Below are 19,328 nucleotides of genomic sequence, written 5' to 3' on the forward strand. Positions count from 1 at the left end.
GGGGCCCGCGGGGGGGGGGGGGGGGGGGGTGAGCGGAAGCGCGAGGAAGGCTGCTGCGGTGAGAGCGAGAAGACGCTTCATGAAAAAGCATCGAAAATGCCCGAATGGGCGTTACGGCGGGTGCCCCCCCCCGAGAGGGGGCGCCCGCCGTAACGCGCACGAGAGGCCGCCTACCTCACTTCACGGAGCCGGCCATCATGCCCTGCACGAAGTACCGCTGGAAGGCGAAGAACAGGATTAGCGGGATGATCAGCGACATGAAGGCGCCCGACGAGAGGATGTCGGTGTTCGACCCGAACTGCCGCATCTGAGACTGCAGGTACTTGGTCATCGGCTGGTTGCCGGTGTCGGCGAAGACCAGCGCGATGAGCATGTCGTTCCACACCCACAGGAACTGGAAGATGCCCAGCGAGGCGATGGCGGGCTTGCCCAGCGGGAACACCACCGACACGAAGATCTTCCACTCCGGCGCCCCGTCCATGCGCGCGGCCTCCAGCAGCGAGGCCGGGATGCCGACGAAGAAGTTGCGCAGCAGGAAGATCGCGAACGGCAGGCCGAACGCCACGTGGAACAGCACCACGCCCGGGATGCTGCCGAAGATCCCCGTGGCGCCGTAGAACGAGGCGATGGGGATCAGCGCGATCTGGATGGGCACGATCAGCAGGCCGACGACCACGAGGAACGCGGTGTCGCGGCCGGGGAAGTCCATCCACGCGAACGCGTACGCCGCCATGGCCGCGATGCCGATCACCAGCACCGTGGTCGGCACCGTGATCAGGACCGTGTTCCAGAAGGACGCGGTGAACCCGCTGCCGAGCAGGTTCGCGTAGTTCTGGATGGTCAGCTCGGCCGGCTTGGTGAAGATCGTCCACCAGCCCTCGGCGCTGTTGACCTGGTTCGTCCGCAGCGAGACGACCAGCAGGCCCAGCGTCGGCACCAGCCAGAACAGGCCCAGCAGGATCATGATCACCTGGACGGCGCCACTGCCGATCCGGTCGACGATCCTGCTGACCAGACCTCTGCGCGGCGCTCCCGACTCCAGCCCGGACGGCTTCGCGGACGGCGCCGCCGCTGTCGCGGTCGTCATGACTCTCCCCTCCTGAACCGCCGGATGTTCATGATCATGAAGGGAAGGACCAGAACGAGCAGGAAGATCGCCAGCGCGCTGCCCAGTCCCTGGTTGTTCCCGCCGCCGAACGACACGCGCCACATCTCCAGCGCGACCACGTTCGCCTGCGGCTGCACCGAGGCCGGCGCGATGATGAACACCAGGTCGAACACCTTCAGCGTATTGATGATCATCGTCACGAAGACGACGAGCAGGACCGGCGACAGCAGCGGCACGGTGATCCTGCGGAACACCTGCCACTCCGTGGCGCCGTCGATGCGGGCCGCCTCCAGGGCGTCACGCGGGATCGCCGCGAGCCCAGCCGCCAGCAGCACCATGGCGAACCCGGCCCACACCCAGACGAACGCGCCGATGATGGCGGGGGTGATGAGCGTCGGGCCCAGCCACTGCAGGCCGCCGTACGACGCCTCGAAGTTCGACTTCGGCAGCCGTACGGTGTAGGAGCCCGGCGCCAGGCCCTCGAAGCGGAACGAGCCGTCCTCGGCCGTCGTCGCGGTGGCCGCCACCTGCCCGTTCTGCACCGCCTCGACGGTCATGCCGGGCAGGCCCTTCTCGGCGCCGTCCACGGCGCCGTTGCGGCCGCCGCCGCCCTGCGTGAAGTCGAACCAGACGACTCCCGACAGACCCTCGCCCGCGGGCGTCTTGGCGGTCTGCGCGTTGGACGGCATGACCTCCGGCTTGACGCCGACGATCGGGATCAGCACCGGCTGCCCGGCCTGGACCGGCTGCTTGGTGACGACCCCGCCGTCCTGGGCCGCGACCGGCGACTGGTCGCCCTCGCGCGGCCGGGCCGCCGGGTAGCCCTGGGAGGAGGAGAACGTGTCGGCCACGGTGGTGAGCACCGCGTTGGCCAGGCCCTTGTCCGGGCTCTGCTCGTAGACGAGGCGGAAGATGACGCCGGCCGCCATGAGCGAGACCGCCATCGGCATGAACACGATCAGCTTGAACGCCGTCGCCCACTTGATGCGCTCGGTCAGCACCGCGAAGATCAGGCCGAGCGTGGTGACGATGATCGGCGCGACGATGACCCAGATCAGGTTGTTGCGGATCGTGGTCAGCGTGCCCGGGTCGGTGAAGATCGAGATGTAGTTGCCGAGCCCCACGAACTCGGAGAAGTTCTGTGCTCCGAAGAGGCTGCGGACGAAGGAGTAGACGATCGGATAGACCACCCAGATCCCCAGCAGCAGGGCCGCGGGGAGGAGGAAGGCGATGGCGACCGCCGGCGAGGGGCCGAGGCGTTTTCTGGTGCGGGGGGTTTCAGCCGGTCCGGTGGAGGTGCCGCCCGCGGAGCTGGCCGCGGGCGGGTCCTGCCGGCCGTTCAACCGTTCGGTCACGGCCTTACCTCTTTACTTCCAGGCCTTCTTGGCCTCTGCTTCGAGCGCCTCCTGGGTGCCCTTGACGTCGCTCGGGTTGCGCAGGAAGTCCTGCAGCACCTTCCACTCGCCCTTGCCGTCGGTCGCGCCGAACGCGCTCGGGGCCAGGTCCGACATGTCGTAGCGGACGGCGTCGCCGGCGGAGACGATCGTCTGGCCGAGCTGCTTGGTCAGCTCGTCCGGGTAGTTGTCGGGCGAGACGTTCTTGTTCGGCGACAGGTAGCCGGGCAGCTTGGCCCAGACCTCGCCGCCCTCCTTGGAGGCCAGGAACTGCACCAGCGCCATCGCGCCGGGGGAGTCCTTCATGGCCACGGCCACGTCGCCGCCCAGCACGACCGGGGTGGTGTCACCGGCCTTCGGGAACGGGAAGTACTTGGCCTCCTCGCCGACCTTGGCGCCGGCGTTCACGGCCTCGACGGCCACGAAGTCGGCCTCGATCACCATGGCGGCCTTGTCGGTGCCGTAGACCTTGGTCACGCAGGTGGGGAAGTCGGTCTGCATGGTGCCGGAGGTGCCGTCGACCAGGTAGTCGGCCTTGCCGGCGATCTGCGCGATCTTCTCCAGGGCCGCGCCCACGGTCGGGTCGGTCCACGGGATCTCGTGCTTGGAGAGCTTGTCGTAGTTCTCCGGGCCCGCGGTGGACAGGTAGACGTTCTCGAACAGGTCGGTCAGCGTCCAGCCGGAGGCGCCGCAGAACGAGAACGGCGGGGTGCCGGAGTCGGCGACGGTCTGCGCGGCCTTGACCAGCTCGTCCCAGTTGGTGGGCGGCTGCACGCCCGCGTCCTCGAACGCCTGCGACCGGTACCAGACCAGCGACTTGTGCGCGGCCTTGACCAGCACGCCGTACACCTTGCCGTCGACGGAGCCGAGCTCCTTCCAGTACGGCGTGTAGTTGGTGTCGACCTCCTTGACCACCTCGGGGGTCAGCGGCTTGAGCGCGTTCTGCTCGACGTACTGCTGCACCAGGCCCGGCTGCGGCAGGATCGCGACGTCCGGCGGGTTCTTGCCCTGGATGCGCGGGCCGAGGTAGGCGCCGGTGTCCTCGCCGGTGGAGGCGTAGGTGACCTCCGCGCCGGTCTTCTCGGTGAAGGCCTTGAGCACCTGCTCGAAGTTCTTCTGCTCGGCGCCGGTCCACTTCGCGGCCACCTCGAGCTTGACGCCCTGGAGCGGCTTGGAGCCGCCGCCGCCGCTCGCCGACGCCGAGCCCGACGCCGTGGGCGCGGTCGTCGTCGGCGCGTTGCCGCAGGCGGCGACGGCTACCGCGAGCCCGGCCAGGATCGCTGCTGCTCTGCCTTTTCGCATGGCTGCCTCACTGGGTTCTGATGATCTCTTCGAGTTCGGACTTCATGGAGGCCGCGACGTCGTCAGCGGTCTCGGGGGAAGGGTTGCCGAGCGCCTTGGCGACCGAGCTGGCGATCACCAGGCTCAGCTGGTTGTAGTTCGCGCTCACCGGCCGCGGGCGGGCGGCGAGGATGCTCTCCTTGAGCACGGGCAGGTAGGGGAAGCGCTTGATGAGCTCGGGGTCGTCGTAGAGCTCGGTCCACACGGGCGGGAACGAGCCCTCGGTGAGGACCCGGCGCTCGTTCTCCAGGCTCGTGAAGTAGCGGATGAACTCCTGCGCGGTGTGCTGGTGCTTGGAGAAGGCGCTGATGGCCAGGTTGGCGCCGCCCAGCGTGCTGGAGCCGGGGCCGTCGAGGCCGGGCAGCCGGGTCACGCCCAGCTTGCCGCCCAGCTCGGCCCTGGCCGGCCCGTAGGCGTGCGGCCAGTTGCGGGCGAAGGCCAGCCTGCCCTCCTGGAAGGCCAGGCGCGTCTCCTCCTCCTTGTAGCTCAGCGACTCCTGCGGGATCCACCCCTCGCGCAGCCCCTGGAGCAGGAAGTCGAGTGCGATCCCGCCCTTGGCCGGGTCGAGGGTCACCTCGGTGCCGTCGCGGCTGAGGATCTCTCCGCCGGCCGACTGCACGGCCTCGGAGAAGTTGACCGTGAGCCCCTCGTAGGCCAGGAACTGCCCCGCATACCCTCCTATGTCGTGCTTTTTCGTGATTTCGCGTGATTGGTCGCGAAGTTCGGCCCACGTCCTGGGCGGCTTCTTGACCAGGTCTTTCCGGTAGTAGAGCAGCCCGGCGTTGCTCGTGTACGGAACGGCCCAGAGCTTGTCCTTGTAGACGGCCGTCTCCACGACGGGCGGCAGGAACCTGTCGAGCGGGAACAACCCGCGCTCCAGGGGGATGATCCAGCCGTTCTCCGCGAATTCGGCAGTCCACACCACGTCGAGCCCCAGCACGTCGTACCGGCTGCTCTGGGCCTGCAGGTTGGCCGCGATCTGCGCGCGTTGCTCGTCGGCGGCCTCGGGCAGCTCCAGCAGCGTCACCTTCTCGGCCGGGTGGGCCTGGTTCCAGCGATCCAGCAGGGGTTGCAGGTACGCCGTGGTGTCGCGTCCGGTGGCGAAGGTGATCGGGCCTGTTCCGCCCGTCCCCGTCTCGCCGCCGCCCTCGTCGCCCGCCGCCGAGCAGCCGGCCGCCAGGGTCACGGCCAGAAGCATCGGCAGCAGGCGGAACACCCTGTTTCCTCCGTGTTCAGGTCTTTTTACATACGTGTTAGGTAGATGCATTCATGTTATGCACAGCGGTAATCTGTAGGTCAACGGATTGCTCTGTAACGCGTACGTAACAGAGCGAGGAGGGAGAGCGGTGCGGCCTCACCTGCTGGCGCTCCTGGCGAAAGAGCCTGCCCACGGCTACGAGCTGAAACAGGCGCTCGAGCAGACCTTCGGCAGCGCTTATCCCTCGCCCAACATCGGGCAGATCTACGTGACGCTGGGGCGGCTGGAGAAGGACGGCCTCGTGCGGGCGGTCGACGTCGAGCAGTCCAACCGGCCCAACAAGAAGGTCTACTATCTGACCGCGAAGGGCCGCGAGTCGCTCGAAGCCTGGGTCGACGAGCCGACCGAGGGCCCGAGGGTGCGCGACGAGTTCTTCATGAAGCTCGTGCTCGCCCCGCTCACCGGCATCGCCGACCGGATGGCGCTGATCAGCCGGCAGCGCCGCCACTATCTTTCGCTCATGAGCGACCTGAACGACCTGCTCAGCAGCACCGCGCCGACCGATCGGGTGGCGATGCTGCTCATCGAAGGGGCCATGTTGCATCTGCAGGCAGATCTTGACTGGCTCGAACGCTGCCAGGAGGATCTGGCATGAGCCCGGTTGTGAAAACGGTCAATCTGGTCAAAATCTACCAGGATGGCGCGGTGCCCGTTCCCGCCGTGCGCGGGGTGGACCTCCAGGTCGAGCCGGGGGAGTTCGTGGCGATCATGGGCCCGTCGGGCTCGGGCAAGTCCACGCTCGTCCACATGCTGGGCGGCCTCGACGCGCGCACCAGCGGCGAGATCTGGCTCGACGGCAAGCGCGTCGACACGCTCTCCGAGAGCGCGTGGGCGCTGCTGCGGCGCAAGAAGATCGGCTTCGTCTTCCAGTTCTTCAACCTGGTCGCCAACATGACGGTGGGCGACAACGTCGAGCTGCCCGCCCTGCTGGCCGGCGCCTCGCCCAAGGTGGCCCGCGAGCGCCGCGAGAGCCTGCTGGCCGCTCTCAACCTGACCGACCGCGCCGACGCCGCGCCCGCCCAGCTCTCCGGCGGCGAGCAGCAGCGGGTCGCGCTGGCCAGGGCACTGGCCAACGAGCCCAGCCTGCTGCTGGCCGACGAGCCCACCGGCAACCTCGACAGCCGCAACACGCGCGACGTGCTGCGCCTGCTGAGCGAGGTGCACAAGCAGGGCCAGACCATCGTCATGGTCACCCACGACGCCCGCGTGGCGAGCCTGGCCGACCGGCTGGTGTCGCTGTTCGACGGGGAGATCGTGGACGACGGCCGCATCGCCCGCCGCCGCACGCGGACGGCCGGCGAGGTGATCGACCTCCGATGAGCACGCTCCTGGCCGGTGGCCGGTGGATCAGGGCCGACCTGCGGGCCAGGACCGGGCAGGCGGTGCTGACCGTGCTGGCCGTGGCCGGCATCGTGGCCGCGCTGATCACCGCCGCCACCCTCCTCGAGGACAGCACCAACCCGTGGCGCAGCCTGTCGGCCCAGACCGACGGCGCCCACGTCTGGATCTACACCAAGGACAGCCCCCAGGTGCCGCTGGGCGGCATCGACGGCGTGACGCAGACCGCCGGCCCCTACCGCTCCGCGCCCGTCACCGTGGCCCAGAACGGCAAGAAGGAGCCGGCCTCGCTGCGCGCCATGCCCGCCACTCCGCCGGCGGTGGCGCACCCGGTGGTGGCCGAGGGCCGGTGGCTCGACCCGTCGCAGCCCGACGGGGTGGTGGTCGAGCGCTCGTTCGCCCGCTCGCTGGGGCTGCGCATCGGCGCGCCGTTCACCATCATCACGATCAACGGCGAGCGCCACACGCTGTACGTGCGCGGCATCGCCGACTCCGCCGACCAGGGCTTCTACCCCGAGTGGACGCCGGGCCTGGCCTACGTGCTGCCCCTCATGCTCGACCGGGTCGAGCCCATGCTGGGCCGCAGCGAGTGGGTCACCGGGCTGCGCCTGGCCGACCCCGAGGCCTCGCAGGTCGTCTCGCAGCGCGCGGTCGTGCTGCTCGAAGACCGCCTGCAGCGCGTCTACACCTGGCGCGAGGTCAGGGCCGCCATGGAGCTGGACAACCGGCTGCTGGGCACGCTGCTCGCGCTGTTCGGCGTGGTCGGGCTGGTGGCCGCCGCGCTCGCGCTGGCCAACGCCGCCGGCGGCCGGGTGCTCGGCCAGCTCCGCGACCTGGCCACGCTCAAGTCCATGGGCTTCACCAGGGGCCAGCTCGCGCTGCTGCTCCTGGCCGAGCACGGCGCGCTCGGCCTGCTCGGCGTGGCCATCGGCACGCTCGCCGGCTGGGGCGTGATGGCGGCGATGCTCGGTGCCGCCTCCGTGGCGCCCGTGCCCGTGCTGGCCATCGTCGGGGGCACGGCCCTGGTGGTGCTGGCCGCCGTCGGCGTGCCCGCCTGGCGGGGCGGCCGCACGCCGCCGATCCCGGCCGCGCCCGCCGCGCCGCCCCGGGGCCACCTGTCCCGGCTGGCCCGCCTGGCCCTGCTCGTCCGCCTGCCGCCCGCCCTCGTCCTCGGCACCCGCGACGCCTTCACGCGGCGGGTCCCGGCGTTCCTGACGGCGTTCGGGCTGGCCGTGCCGATGATGATGATCACGATCGGGCTCGGCGTGTGGGCCACCCTCGACAACTTCCTGGCCCACCCCGAGCAGGTGGGCCAGCACGCGGCCCTGTACGTCAAGCCCGGCAAGGAGGAGCCGGCCGTCGCCGAGCGCCTGGCCTCGCAGGACAAGGACGTCGCCGAGGTCTACCCGGGCACCGACGTGAACGCGCTGGCGCCGGGCGAGGCCCGCTCGGTGCGGGTGCGCGCCATCGGCAGCTCCACGAGCCCCTACCCGTTCCCTGTGGCCGAGGGCCGCATGTACGCCCGCCAGGGCGAGGCGGTCGCCGGGCAGGGATTGCTCGACCTGCTCGGCCTCAAGATCGGCGACCGGGTGCGGCTCACCGTGGGCGGCACCCCGCTGATCGTCAGGATCGTCGGCCGCACCGTCGAGCCCGAGCAGGACGGCGAAGTGCTCTCGGTGGGGCTCGACAGCCTGGCCGCCAAGGACGCGGTGCCGCCGGAGTACTACGCGCTGGCGCTCAAGCCGGGCGCGGACCCGCAGGAGGTGCGCGGCCGGCTGCTGGCGAGCTCCCAGGAGGGCCTCGACGTGCAGGCCGCGGTCAACCCGGCCGACCGGCTGTCGGTCATCCGGGTGGTGATCGTGGCGCTGATCGCCGTGCTGGCCCTGATCGGCCTGGCCAACCTGCTCACCGCCAGCGCCCTGGGCCTGCGCGACCACGCCTTCGACCTGGCCGTGCTCAAGGCCATGGGGCTGACCCCGCGCCAGGTCATGGCCACGCTCGTGACCGGCACGGGGCTGCTCGTCGTGCTGGGCGTCGGCGTGGGCGCCGCGGCGGGGGTCTCGGTCGTCACCGGGCTCATCGACTGGCAGGGTCACACCAGCGGCGTCGGCGCGGGCATCGGCCGCGCGCCGTCGCCCCTGACGCTGGTGGTGGCGGTGCTGGTCGCCGTGGGCACGGCCCTCGCGGTCGCGCTCATCCCGGCGCGCCGCGCGGCCCGTGCCCAGGTGCCGGTCACCTCTCGCTGAAGTCGGCCTCGGGCTTCTTCAGCGCGAACCAGTAGAAGCCGTGCCCCGGCAGGGTGAGCAGGTAGGGCAGCTCCCCGATCGGCGGGAACGGCACGCCGCCCCTGGCCTCGACCGGCGTCATGCCCTCGAAGCGCCGCAGGTCCAGCTCCACCGGCTGCGGGAACTTCGACAGGTTGTTGACGCACAGCATGATGTCGTCGCCGTCCTCGCGCACGTACGTGAGCACGGACGGGTTCGACGACCACATCTCCGTGTAGGCGCCCACGCCGAACACCGGGTGCCGGCGGCGGATCTCCAGCATCTTGCGGGTGAAGTGCAGCAGCGACCCCTCGTGCCGCTGCTGGGCCTCCACGTTGACCGCCTGGTAGCCGTAGATCGGGTCCATGACCGCGGGCAGGTAGAGCCGGCCGGGGTCGGCCGAGGAGAACCCGGCGTTGCGGTCGGGGCTCCACTGCATCGGCGTGCGGACCGAGTCGCGGTCCTCCAGCCAGATGTTGTCGCCCATGCCGATCTCGTCGCCGTAGTAGATGATCGGCGAGCCCGGCAGCGACAGCAGCAGCGCGGTGAACAGCTCGATCCGGTCGCGGTCGTTGTCGAGCAGCGGGGCCAGGCGGCGGCGGATGCCCAGGTAGGCCCGCATGCGCGGGTCCTTGGCGTACTCCTTGTGCATGTAGTCGCGCTCTTCCTCGGTCACCGTCTCGAGCGTGAGCTCGTCGTGGTTACGCAGGAAGATGCCCCACTGCGCGTTCTCCGGCAGCTTGGGCGTGCGGGACATGATCTCGGAGATCGGCTCCCTGGTCTCCTTCTTGACCGCCATGTAGATGCGCGGCATGAGCGGGAAGTGGAAGGCCATGTGGCACTCGTCGCCGCCCGTGGTCGGGTCGCCGAAGTACTCCACCACGTCCTCGGGCCAGCCGTTGGCCTCGGCCAGCAGCACCCGGTCGGGGTAGAGGCGGTCGACCTCCGCGCGGATCTTCTTCAGGTACGCGTGCGTCTCGGGGAGCCCGGCGCACGCGGTGCCCTCACGCTCGAACAGGTACGGCACCGCGTCGAGGCGGAAGCCGTCGATGCCGAGGTCCAGCCAGAAGCGCAGCACCTCCAGCATGGCCTCCTGCACCGCCGGGTTGTCATAGTTCAGGTCCGGCTGGTGGTGGAAGAAGCGGTGCCAGTAGTACTGCTTGCGCACCGGGTCGTAGGTCCAGTTGGACTCCTCGGCGCCGATGAAGATGATCGGCGCGTCGGGGTAGCCGCCGGGATGGTCGGACCACACGTAGAAGTCGCCGTACGGCCCCTCGGGGTCGTGACGGGACGCCTGGAACCAGGGGTGCCGGTCACTGGTGTGGTTCATCACGAGGTCGGTGATGATCCGCAGGCCCTTCTCATGGGCCTTCTCGATCAGCGCCACGAAGTCCCCCAGGTCCCCGAAGTCAGGGAGGATCTTCATGTAGTCCGAGATGTCGTATCCGCCGTCGCGCAGCGGCGACTCGTACAAGGGCAGCAGCCACAGGCAGTCCACGCCCAGCCACTCGAGATAGCCCAGCTTCTCGATGAGGCCGCGCAGGTCGCCGGTGCCGTCCCCGTTGGAGTCCTTGAACCCCCGGACGAGAACCTCGTAGAACACCGCCCGCTTGTACCAGGCTGGGTCCTCCGAGACGAAGGCCTCGGAGATCGGCTCCGGCAATGGGGATGCGTTGATCATGATGTCGCTCACAGGAAGAGATGTGGGCAGGACGAAGTCACCGGTTGCCCCGGCGTTGTTATCTGGTGACCGCGCCGCGTGGAGTCGTCATCCCTGCGAACTCCACTGCCCTCGAACGGGACCGGATTTGTGATCTGGTGCCCGTTTGTGCGGCGCTTACGGGCCGAACACTACCAGCCCGTTGGCTTTCCGGAACCCGCTTCTGCTGTGCGACGTGTAATACCCGCGAGATCGGGATGTAATCGCCCTGTTACCCAGAGTTCACTAAAAAGGTGTGGCCAGGTCGGAGAGGTCGTTCTCGAAGTCGCTCAGCCACAGGCCCAACAGCACCAGACCGCGCACCCAGAATCGATCGTTCCAGCCGTTGAACCTGGTCAGCGCGTCGGGCCCGCCCGCCACCACCTCGTGCAGCTCATCCGACAGCAGGCTCGGCATCCGGTTGACCAAAACCTCCAGCATCCGGTGCGCATAGCCGCGCGCCGGAGCGGCCGTCGAGCGCAGCGGCACCCGCCTGAGCGGCTGCTTGATCACGTTCGTCGAGGGCAGAGCGGCCACCCGCGGATTGGCCGCGTACAGCACCTCGCGGTAGAAGCGGCCCTTGTCCTTGCGCGCCACGCCGACCGACAGCGCCGCGTCGAAGAAGTCGGGGTGGATGAACGGCGCCGCGAACGACGCCTCCGGGCCCACCAGGTTCACCGCCGAGCGCGCGATGCCCCGCACCGTCCTCGTGTGCAGCACCGACAGCGGCAGCTCCGCCCGGTGCCCGTGCAGCATCGAGGTCGCCGCCTCGAACTGCTCGCGCACCGTCTCCTCCATCCACTGCGCCGCCTTCTTCGACAGGAACGGCTGCGTCGGCTGCCCCAGCGACAGCGAGGCCAGCACGGCCGCCGACCGCTCCGCCTGCGTCGTGGCCTCCAGCGCAGCCCCGCTGACCATGAAGTTCTTCAGCAGCGGCCCGCCCGCCAGCCCGTCGACCAGGATCCGGCCCGCGCCGTGCACCTCCTTGGCGAAGGGCGCGTACCAGGCGTGGTGCGGCGTCAGGTACTCCAGCCGGCGCGCCACCTCCATCGCGTCGGCCGGATAGTCGGCGGCGTCCTGCGTGATCACCCGGTGCGGGATGCCCAGCTCCCGCGTGATCGCGCGGGCGAAGGCGATGTCGGTGTCGGTGCCGTCGTCGGGGCTCGTCGTCCACGACTCCACGTCGAACCCGGTCGCCACGGCCACGCTCGCCAGCAGCCGCGAGTCGTAGCCGCCGCTGACCGGCACCAGCAGGTCGCGCCCCGCGTACCCCTCGTAGACGCCGTGCAGCAGCTCCACGATCTCCTGAGGGCTGATCCACTTCTCGTACGGCTCCGTCCGCAGCCAGCGCGGCAGCCGCCGCTCGGTCGCCAGCCGGCCGTGCTCGAACGTCAGCGCGCTCGCCCCCGGCAGCCTCTTGACCTCCGTGTACGGCGTCGCCTCGCCCAGCGGGAACGTCACCTGGAGTATCGAGGCCCACGCCGACCAGTCGATCCGCACGGGCACGAGGCTGAGCAGCGGCTGGATCAGGGACGAGAAGTAGACCGCCTCGCCCAGCCGGACGTAGTAGACGTCCACCAGGCCCAGCGCGCCCGTGTGCAACGTCACCTTCCGCCCGTCGCCGATCAGCCCCGGAGTCTCGTACGTCTCCGCGACCGTGATCCACTCGTCCTCGGCCGCCTTCGGGCCGCGCTCGCCCCAGGCGAAGGCGTACGTGTCGCCCGCCCGGTGGTAGGGCGGCAGCGGCGTGGAGCTGAACAGGGCCGCGTCGCCCGACTGGAGGGCGGGCCGCACCTTGGGGCCCGCCGCCATCAGCTTGCCGAGGACGGCGGTGTCGATCCGGCCTAGAGCGCCGCAGACGTAGGGCCGCACGTTGAACTGCACCGGATCTCAATCCCTTCGAGACGCTTCTCGCCAAAGAGTATCCTTTGGCGGGCTAGGAGAGCGGAGGTCCGGATTTGTCTATCGAGCTGGAGAGCACGCGTCGGGCGTTGCGTGATGCGATCGCGCAGGCCGAGCGGGCCGCCGAGCTGGCCAGGCTGCTGGACGCCGCCCAGGCCGAGCTGGCCGCGGCGCAGGAGAGCGCCGAGGCGGCCAAGGCGCTGGCCGAGCAGCTCAGCGAGACCGAGCGGCTGCTCGCCGCCGAGCAGGCCACCTCCGACAAGCTGCGCAGGGAGCTGGCCGAGCAGCGCTTCCAGGCCGAGGTGGCGCAGTGGAAGCTCTCGTCGATGAAGGTCGCCCGCTGGAGCCGCCTCGGCGACGCCATCAAGAGCGGCAAGAGCAACCCGGTCCGCCTCGCCAGGGGCCTCAAGGGCGCCGCCAAGCCCGTCAAGCGCCCCACCGCCCCCAAGCGCAAGCCGATCGCCGGCACCGCCAAGCCCAAGGACGAGCGCCCGGGAGCCGCCTTCCAGGCCACCAGCAACACCAGGACGCTCAACGGCGCCTCGTTCAAGCTCAAGCCGTTCCGCGTGCCGACCGGCCCGAACACCCGCCCGCACCTGACGGCCGCCGTGATCGCCGACCCGCACGCCGAGGCGCTGCTGCGCTACGAGTGGCGGCAGACGACCGGCTTCACGCCCCGCGACTTCGCCCGGGTGCTGCCGCTGGAGGTGCCGCACCTGCTGGTCGTCGAGTCCGTCACGCAGGGCCCGTGGGCCGAGGAGATCACCGGCGAGCCGGGCGAGGGCCTCAAGGCGCTGCTGGCCTGGTGCGCCGAGCGCGGCATCCGCACCGTGTTCTGGCACACCAAGGGCGACGTGTCGGCGTACGCGGCCGCGGCCGACCTGTTCGAGCACCGCTTCACCGCCGACCTCACCGTGGCCTGGCCCCGGCTCCAGTTCGGCGTGCAGCCCCGCGTGCACAACCCGCTGCCGCTGGCGGGGGGCCGCATCGACCGGGTGCTCACGCTCGACCAGCTCCTGCCGGAGCACCTGTCGTACCCCGACGTCCTGACCTCCTATCGCTGGCCCGCCGCCGCCGACTGCCCGCCGGGCACCCCGCAGTGGCGGCTGGCCGAGATCGCCGCCTGCGGCACGCCGATCGGCACCGAGGCCGACGACCGGCGGGCGCACGTGGCGCTGCGGCGGGCGTACGCGATGGGCACGATGAGCGAGCGCATCGACGAGCTGCTCGATGCCATCGGCCTGCCCAGTGCCCGGCCGACCCTGAACACCTCCGTGCTGCTGCCCGTGCTCGACCCGTACCTGATGGAGCACGCGCTGGCCCAGGTCGCCAAGCAGTCGGGGGTCGACCAGCTCATCGTCATCGGCCCGCCCGAGGCGGAGCTGCGGGCCCGCGACGTGCTGCCGGACGTGGAGGTCATTTACCGCCGCCCGCACGCGGCGATGACCGAGGGCGCGATGCTGAACGCGGGCATCGACCTGTGCGAGGCCGACCTCGTCGCGGTCATGGACCCGCGCGACGTCTACGGCCCCCACTACCTGTCGGACCTGCGGCGGGCGTTCCTGTTCAGCACGGCCGACATCGTCGGCAAGGCCGCCTTCTACGCCCACCTGCGCAAGCCCCAGGCGACGCTGCTCAAGCAGCCGGAGGCCGAGTACACGTACCTGCCGGAGATCACCGGTGGCACCCTGCTGGCCCGCCGCAACGCGCTGCGCGAGCTGGGCTTCGCCGACCTCACCGAGGGCTGGGACGAGGTCCTGATGCGGCAGTGCCGCACGGACGGGATCAAGGTCTTCTCGGCCGACCGGTTCGGCTACGTGCGGGTGCGCGACGAGGACCGCTGGCTCCTGGGGGCCGCGCACCTGGTCGAGTACGGTTCGGCGGAGCCGCACGCGCTCATCTAGGGTCGTCCCCATGACGCCGGGGGAGCTGGCCGGGGTGCTGGGGGAGCCGCCCGTGCCCGAGGGCACGTGGGAGCGCGAGATCGTGTACGTCTCGGCCGCCGCTCTGCGCCGCCGCCTGCCTCCTGATGAGCTCGCCGCCCGGGTGCGCGGGCTCGGCGGGGTGGCGGCCGTGAAGGTCCGGGGGAAGGGGTTCCTGCGGATCGTGCTGAGCGAGCCGTACCTGGACATGGAGCCCGCGCCGGTGCCGTTCGAGCCGGGCTGGCCGGACTTCCCGCGTACCTGGGACAACCCCGGCTTCGTGGTGCGGTACGGGCACGCGCGGGCCTGCGCCGTGCTGCGGTGGGCGGCGCGGCTCGGCGTGCCGGCGGGCGGCGGGGCGCCGCCGGACCCACCGCACCGGTGGGTGCTGCGGGTGCTGGCTGAGCTGCCCGGGCGGCTGGTCAGCAGGGAGCCGGGGTGGGAGGGTTATCTCCTGCGGCTCGCGCTCGCCTATCACGACGCGCACGAGCGGGCGCCCGCCGTGCCGGTGGGGGACGAGGAGCCGGGGCCGGTGCACGCGGCGCGGGTGCGGGTGGCGGACGTGGTGCGGAAGGTGCTGCCGGGGCCGGATCGGATCTGAGAGGTCGCAGAAAATATCCGGCTAAACGGCGAAAAATCGTAAAAATATCCCTTCTGGGCCTTGATCGCGTCTCGATACGTGGTCACAGGGTCATGGCGTACTTGCGCTTCCGATAGCCTCGATCGGGTGAGTCGATTCGCCCATCCTGCCGGGGACCGGCACGCTGAGATGCTGCCCCAGGAGCGCCCGCCGCTCCCGCCCGCCGACCTCAACCGGATCAACCCCGCGATCTGGCCCCGAACGTCGACCCGGACCGATGGCACGCTCACGGTCGGCGGCGTGGACGTGCGCGACCTCGCGCGCGAGCACGGCACGCCCCTCTACGTCATCGACGAGGACGACGTGCGCTCGCGCATGCGCGACTACGCCACCGCGTTCGCCGGCTCCGAAGTCCACTACGCCGGCAAGGCGTTCCTGTGCAAGGAGATCGTGCGCTGGCTCCAGGCCGAGGGCCTCGGCCTCGACGTCGCCAGCAGCGGCGAGCTCGCCGTCGCGCTCAGCGTCGGCTTCCCCGCCGAGCGCATCACCATGCACGGCAACAACAAGTCCGTCGCCGAGCTCACCAAGGCGCTCGAGGCCGGCGTCGGGCACATCGTGGTCGACTCCTTCGACGAGATCGCCCGGCTCGGCTACCTCGCCGAGCAGCACGGCAAGCGGCCCAAGGTGATGATCAGGGTCACCACCGGCGTCGAGGCCCACACCCACGAGTTCATCGCGACCGCGCACGACGACCAGAAGTTCGGCCTGTCGCTCAACACCGGGGCCGCGGCCGAGGCCGTCCGCCGCATCCTCGCCCTGCCGCAGCTCGAGCTCGTCGGGCTGCACTCGCACATCGGCTCCCAGATCGTCGACACCGCCGGGTTCGAGGTCGCCGCGCGGCGCCTGACCTCGCTGCTCGTGCAGATCAAGGACGAGCACGGCGTCGTGCTGCCCGAGCTCGACCTCGGCGGCGGCTACGGCATCGCCTACGTCGAGGGCGACGAGGCCCCCGACATCAAGGAGCTGGCCGACAGCCTGCGCGAGATCGTCACCAAGGTGTGCGTCGACGCCGGCCTGCCCGTGCCCCGCCTGACCGTGGAGCCCGGCCGCACCATCGTCGGCCCCGGCGGCATCACCCTCTACGAGGTCGGCACGATCAAGGACGTCGAGGGGCTGCGCACGTACGTGAGCGTCAACGGCGGCATGAGCGACAACGTGCGCACCGCGCTCTACGGCGCCGAGTACACCGCCGTGCTCGCCAGCCGCGCCAGCGACGCCGAGCCCATGCTCAGCCGCCTGGTCGGCAAGCACTGCGAGAGCGGCGACATCATCGTGCGCGACCTCCACCTGCCCGCCGACCTCGTCCCCGGTGACCTGATCGCCGTGTCCGCGACCGGCGCCTACTGCCGATCGCTGGCCAGCAACTACAACTACCTGCCCAAGCCCGCCGTCGTCGCCGTCTCCGGCGGCTCCTCGCGGGTGATCGTGCGGGGCGAGACCGAAGACGACCTGTTGAGGGGGCAGCTGTGAAACCGCTGAAAGTGGCTCTGCTGGGCTGCGGGGTCGTCGGCTCCCAGGTCATCAGGCTCCTGCACGAGCAGGCCGACGACCTGGCCGCCCGCGTCGGCGCGCCGCTCGAACTCGCGGGCGTCGCCGTGCGCCGCCTCGGCCGCAAGCGCGACATCGACGTCGACCCCGCCCTGCTCACCACCGACGCCGAGGCGCTCGTCACCCGCGACGACGTCGACATCGTCATCGAGGTCATCGGCGGCATCGAGCCGGCCCGCTCGCTGATCCTCGCCGCCCTGTCCAGGGGCAAGTCGGTGGTCACCGCCAACAAGGCGCTGCTGGCCGAAGACGGCTCCACCCTGCACGAGGCCGCCCGCACCGGCAACGGCGACCTCTACTTCGAGGCCAGCGTGGCCGGCGCCATCCCGCTGCTGCGCCCCCTGCGCGAGTCGCTGGCCGGCGACCGCGTCAAGCGCGTGCTCGGCATCGTCAACGGCACCACCAACTACATCCTTGACAAGATGGACTCCACGGGCGCCTCCTTCACCGACGCCCTCGAAGAGGCCCAGACGCTCGGCTACGCCGAGGCCGACCCCACCGCCGACGTCGAGGGCTTCGACGCCGCCGCCAAGGCCGCCATCCTGGCCGGGCTCGCCTTCCACAGCCGCGTACGCGCCGACGAGGTGCACCGCGAGGGCATCACCGAGATCACCGCCACCGACGTCGCCTCCGCCAAGGCCATGGGCTACGTCATCAAGCTGCTGGCCATCTGCGCCCGCTCCGACGACGGCCGCTCGTTCGGCGTGCGCGTGCACCCGGCCATGATCCCGCGCTCCCACCCGCTGGCGGGGGTGCGCGAGGCGTACAACGCGGTCTTCGTCGAGGCGGAGTCGGCCGGCCAGCTCATGTTCTACGGCAAGGGCGCCGGCGGCGCCCCCACCGCCTCGGCCGTCCTCGGCGACCTGGTGGCCGTCGGCCGCAACCGCCTCGCGGGCACCCGCGGCCCCGAGGAGTCCACGTACGCCGACCTGGCCGTGCACCCGATGGGCGAGACCGTCACCCGCTGCCACGTGGCCCTCGACGTCGCCGACAAGCCCGGCGTGCTGGCCCAGGTGGCGGAGCTGTTCGCCAAGCACGACGTGTCGATCCAGACGGTCCGCCAGGAGGGCCGCGGCGACGACGCCCAGCTCGTCATCGTCACCCACCGCGCCACCGACGCGGCCCTGTCGGCGACGATGGCGGGCCTGCGCGAGCTCGACATCGTCCGTGCGGTGGCCAGCGTGATGCGGGTGGAGGGCGACGAGCAGGGCTAGTCGGTGGGGAAGGCGAGGTTGCGGACGCGGCGGACGGCGCGTCTGAGCACCGTGCGGTTGCGTTCCCTGGTCAGCCGTACCGCTTCGCGGCGCCATGCCTCCGCCTTCTCGCGCCAGCGGGCCGCGTCGCGGCCGTTCTTGGCGGCCTCCTTGCGGGTCTGGGCCAGCTCGGCTCTCAAGGCGGCCACGCGTTTGCGGTAGAGGGCGAGCTCCTTCTCGTGCCGGGCCGTGGCCGCCGCCAGCTCCGACGGCGGGCGCCTGCGGGGCGGATAGACGGCGGGGCGGCGGTTGAAGCCCCAGGTTTCGCCGTCCACCCATTCCAGGCCGAACAGGGCGTCCACGAGGTCGTCCAGGTGCTCGCCCGGCGTGGCGACCAGGGTGGCGCGGGACAGGGCGGCGGTGCGGTCGAGGCGGGCGGTCGTGACGCCTGCCTCCGTCTCCTCCAGGGCGACGCAGAGCGAGCCCAGGTCGTGCTCCTCCATGTGGGCCACCAGGCGCTCCACCGTGTCCCTCGCCACGACCCAGCCGGGAGGGACCCGCAGGCGGAACGGGGCGGTGCCGGTGGCGGGCGGGTGGAAGTGCACGCGGGGGTCGTGGGCGAAGGTGGCGTGGACGAGGCGCAGGTCGAGGTGCGGGTCGGTGAGGGGGGAGCGGCGGCCGGGGGTGAGCAGGTCCCACGGGCCGGTGACGGTGACGCGGACGTCGGGGAGCGAGCCGGCCAGGAGGGTGTCCACCGTGGCCCGTACGTCCTCATAGGGACCTGCCGCCTCGACCGTCACCTCCACGTAGGGCACCAGCCACTGCCGGCCCGTGTCCGTACGGAGGTAGCGCCGGTACGGGACGCGGTCGGCGACGTAGGGGTCGTTGTACCGCTTCAGCGCGCGATGGTCGCGCATGGCCGTGGGCAGCCCGACGTGCCAGGCCCTCGACTCGGGGTCGGGGACGTACACGGCGCCCGCCTGCGTGAGCCGGTAGCCCAGCTCGGTGTCCTCGGCCAGCACCAGGGACGTGTCCATGCCGCCGGCCGAGCGCAGCAGCGCGGCCGGGTACGACACGGTGGCCCCCACGTGGATCCTGGTCGCGAGGGAGCTGGGCGCGGTGCGCAGGCCGTCGTGGTCGCGGATGATCTGCTCGGCCCAGTCGTGGCGGTGCGGCGACAGGGGGAAGAGCCGCTCCTCCGTGCCCGCCGCGAGGGCGTCGGCGACCTGCTCGGGCGTGGGGAGCGGGCCGTCGGTGAAGTCGATCCAGCCCAGCGCCACCACGTACGGGGCGAGGTGGTGCCAGCGGAGCTGGGCCTCGACGTGGCGGCGGTGCGGCACCATGTCGGCGTCCAGCACGAGCACGACCTCGCCCGTGGCGGCGTCGATGCCCGCCTGCACCGCCCAGGCCCGCCCCCAGCCGCCGGGCGGGCTGGAGATGAGCTTGGTCCTGGCGGGGGCGAGGCCGGGCAGGTGGAGCGGCGTGGCGCTGCCGTCGTCCACGACGATGACGTCCAGCAGGTGCTCGGGGTAGCTCTGCGCCGAGAGGGCGGCGAGCGTGAGGTTCAGCGTCTCCTGGCGGTCGTGGGCGGGGATGACGACGGTGACGGTGAGGGTGGGCTCCCAGGCGCCGAGCGCGGGCGGGGTCAGCACGCCGTAGTCGTTGTGCGGGATGCGAGGAATCGGCGGCGTCATGGAAGCGGGCTTCCGTCGGGAGCGGAG

Annotated in this window: 14 protein-coding genes; 7 read left to right on the plus strand and 7 right to left on the minus strand. The window is 71.0% G+C overall.

Features of this window, described 5'->3' with window-relative positions:
• Positions 1 to 175: 175 nt before the first annotated feature.
• The 4 genes from HCN51_RS21840 to HCN51_RS21855 are packed head-to-tail and all read right to left on the minus strand — an operon-like array spanning position 176 to position 5,059.
• Positions 176 to 1,087 carry a carbohydrate ABC transporter permease gene (locus HCN51_RS21840; RefSeq protein WP_080042535.1) on the minus strand — a complete coding sequence of 304 codons (912 nt, stop codon included), beginning with the start codon at positions 1,085 to 1,087 and terminating at the stop codon, positions 176 to 178.
• Positions 1,084 to 2,463: an ABC transporter permease gene (locus HCN51_RS21845; RefSeq protein WP_080042534.1), complete on the minus strand. Its 1,380-nt coding sequence runs from the start codon at positions 2,461 to 2,463 to the stop codon at positions 1,084 to 1,086. The genes HCN51_RS21840 and HCN51_RS21845 overlap by 4 nt, the downstream gene beginning before the upstream one ends.
• Positions 2,464 to 2,475: 12 nt before the next feature.
• Entirely contained in the window at positions 2,476 to 3,804 is a 1,329-nt protein-coding gene (locus HCN51_RS21850; protein ID WP_168011365.1) for an ABC transporter substrate-binding protein, read from the minus strand.
• A gap of 7 nt (positions 3,805 to 3,811) precedes the next feature.
• Complete coding sequence (locus tag HCN51_RS21855; protein WP_346433738.1) at positions 3,812 to 5,059, minus strand: ABC transporter substrate-binding protein; 1,248 nt, start codon at positions 5,057 to 5,059, stop codon at positions 3,812 to 3,814.
• 130 nt (positions 5,060 to 5,189) lie between these two features.
• On the opposite strand from HCN51_RS21855, the gene HCN51_RS21860 reads away from it, so the two are divergent.
• The 3 genes from HCN51_RS21860 to HCN51_RS21870 are packed head-to-tail and all read left to right on the plus strand — an operon-like array spanning position 5,190 to position 8,685.
• Positions 5,190 to 5,696, plus strand: coding sequence for a PadR family transcriptional regulator (locus HCN51_RS21860; RefSeq protein WP_080042532.1), 507 nt, complete (start codon positions 5,190 to 5,192; stop codon positions 5,694 to 5,696).
• Positions 5,693 to 6,421 (plus strand): ABC transporter ATP-binding protein, encoded by a 729-nt coding sequence (locus tag HCN51_RS21865; RefSeq protein WP_080042531.1) that lies wholly within the window; start codon positions 5,693 to 5,695, stop codon positions 6,419 to 6,421. The genes HCN51_RS21860 and HCN51_RS21865 overlap by 4 nt, the downstream gene beginning before the upstream one ends.
• Positions 6,418 to 8,685 carry an ABC transporter permease gene (locus HCN51_RS21870; RefSeq protein ID WP_168011366.1) on the plus strand — a complete coding sequence of 756 codons (2,268 nt, stop codon included), beginning with the start codon at positions 6,418 to 6,420 and terminating at the stop codon, positions 8,683 to 8,685. The genes HCN51_RS21865 and HCN51_RS21870 overlap by 4 nt, the downstream gene beginning before the upstream one ends.
• Here HCN51_RS21870 and treS read toward each other — a convergent pair.
• A complete protein-coding gene (treS, locus tag HCN51_RS21875; protein ID WP_080047201.1) occupies positions 8,672 to 10,384 on the minus strand; it encodes a maltose alpha-D-glucosyltransferase in 1,713 nt (570 codons plus the stop codon). The genes HCN51_RS21870 and treS overlap by 14 nt on opposite strands.
• Before the next feature lie 264 nt (positions 10,385 to 10,648).
• On the minus strand, positions 10,649 to 12,286 hold the full coding sequence (locus HCN51_RS21880; RefSeq protein ID WP_168011367.1) for an asparagine synthetase B family protein: 1,638 nt from the start codon (positions 12,284 to 12,286) through the stop codon (positions 10,649 to 10,651).
• A 107-nt stretch (positions 12,287 to 12,393) separates the two neighbouring features.
• Here HCN51_RS21880 and HCN51_RS21885 point away from each other — a divergent pair, with 107 nt between their 5' ends.
• The 4 genes from HCN51_RS21885 to HCN51_RS21900 all read left to right on the plus strand — a co-directional run bounded on the left by HCN51_RS21885 (position 12,394) and on the right by HCN51_RS21900 (position 17,628).
• Positions 12,394 to 14,208, plus strand: coding sequence for a hypothetical protein (locus tag HCN51_RS21885; protein ID WP_240973115.1), 1,815 nt, complete (start codon positions 12,394 to 12,396; stop codon positions 14,206 to 14,208).
• A 10-nt stretch (positions 14,209 to 14,218) separates the two neighbouring features.
• The gene (locus HCN51_RS21890; RefSeq protein ID WP_168011368.1) at positions 14,219 to 14,827 is read left to right on the plus strand and encodes a DALR anticodon-binding domain-containing protein; all 609 of its coding nucleotides are present in this window, start codon (positions 14,219 to 14,221) and stop codon (positions 14,825 to 14,827) included.
• A 126-nt stretch (positions 14,828 to 14,953) separates the two neighbouring features.
• Positions 14,954 to 16,336 (plus strand): diaminopimelate decarboxylase, encoded by a 1,383-nt coding sequence (gene lysA / locus HCN51_RS21895; RefSeq protein ID WP_168011369.1) that lies wholly within the window; start codon positions 14,954 to 14,956, stop codon positions 16,334 to 16,336.
• Positions 16,333 to 17,628 carry a homoserine dehydrogenase gene (locus tag HCN51_RS21900; protein WP_168011370.1) on the plus strand — a complete coding sequence of 432 codons (1,296 nt, stop codon included), beginning with the start codon at positions 16,333 to 16,335 and terminating at the stop codon, positions 17,626 to 17,628. The genes lysA and HCN51_RS21900 overlap by 4 nt, the downstream gene beginning before the upstream one ends.
• On the opposite strand, the gene HCN51_RS21905 is transcribed toward HCN51_RS21900, so the two are convergent.
• The gene (locus HCN51_RS21905; RefSeq protein ID WP_168011371.1) at positions 17,625 to 19,301 is read right to left on the minus strand and encodes a glycosyltransferase family 2 protein; all 1,677 of its coding nucleotides are present in this window, start codon (positions 19,299 to 19,301) and stop codon (positions 17,625 to 17,627) included. The two genes, HCN51_RS21900 and HCN51_RS21905, sit on opposite strands and share 4 nt — an antisense overlap.
• Between the last annotated feature and the right edge of the window lie 27 nt (positions 19,302 to 19,328).

This window comes from Nonomuraea composti, assembly GCF_012034275.1.
Classification (GTDB): domain Bacteria; phylum Actinomycetota; class Actinomycetes; order Streptosporangiales; family Streptosporangiaceae; genus Nonomuraea; species Nonomuraea composti.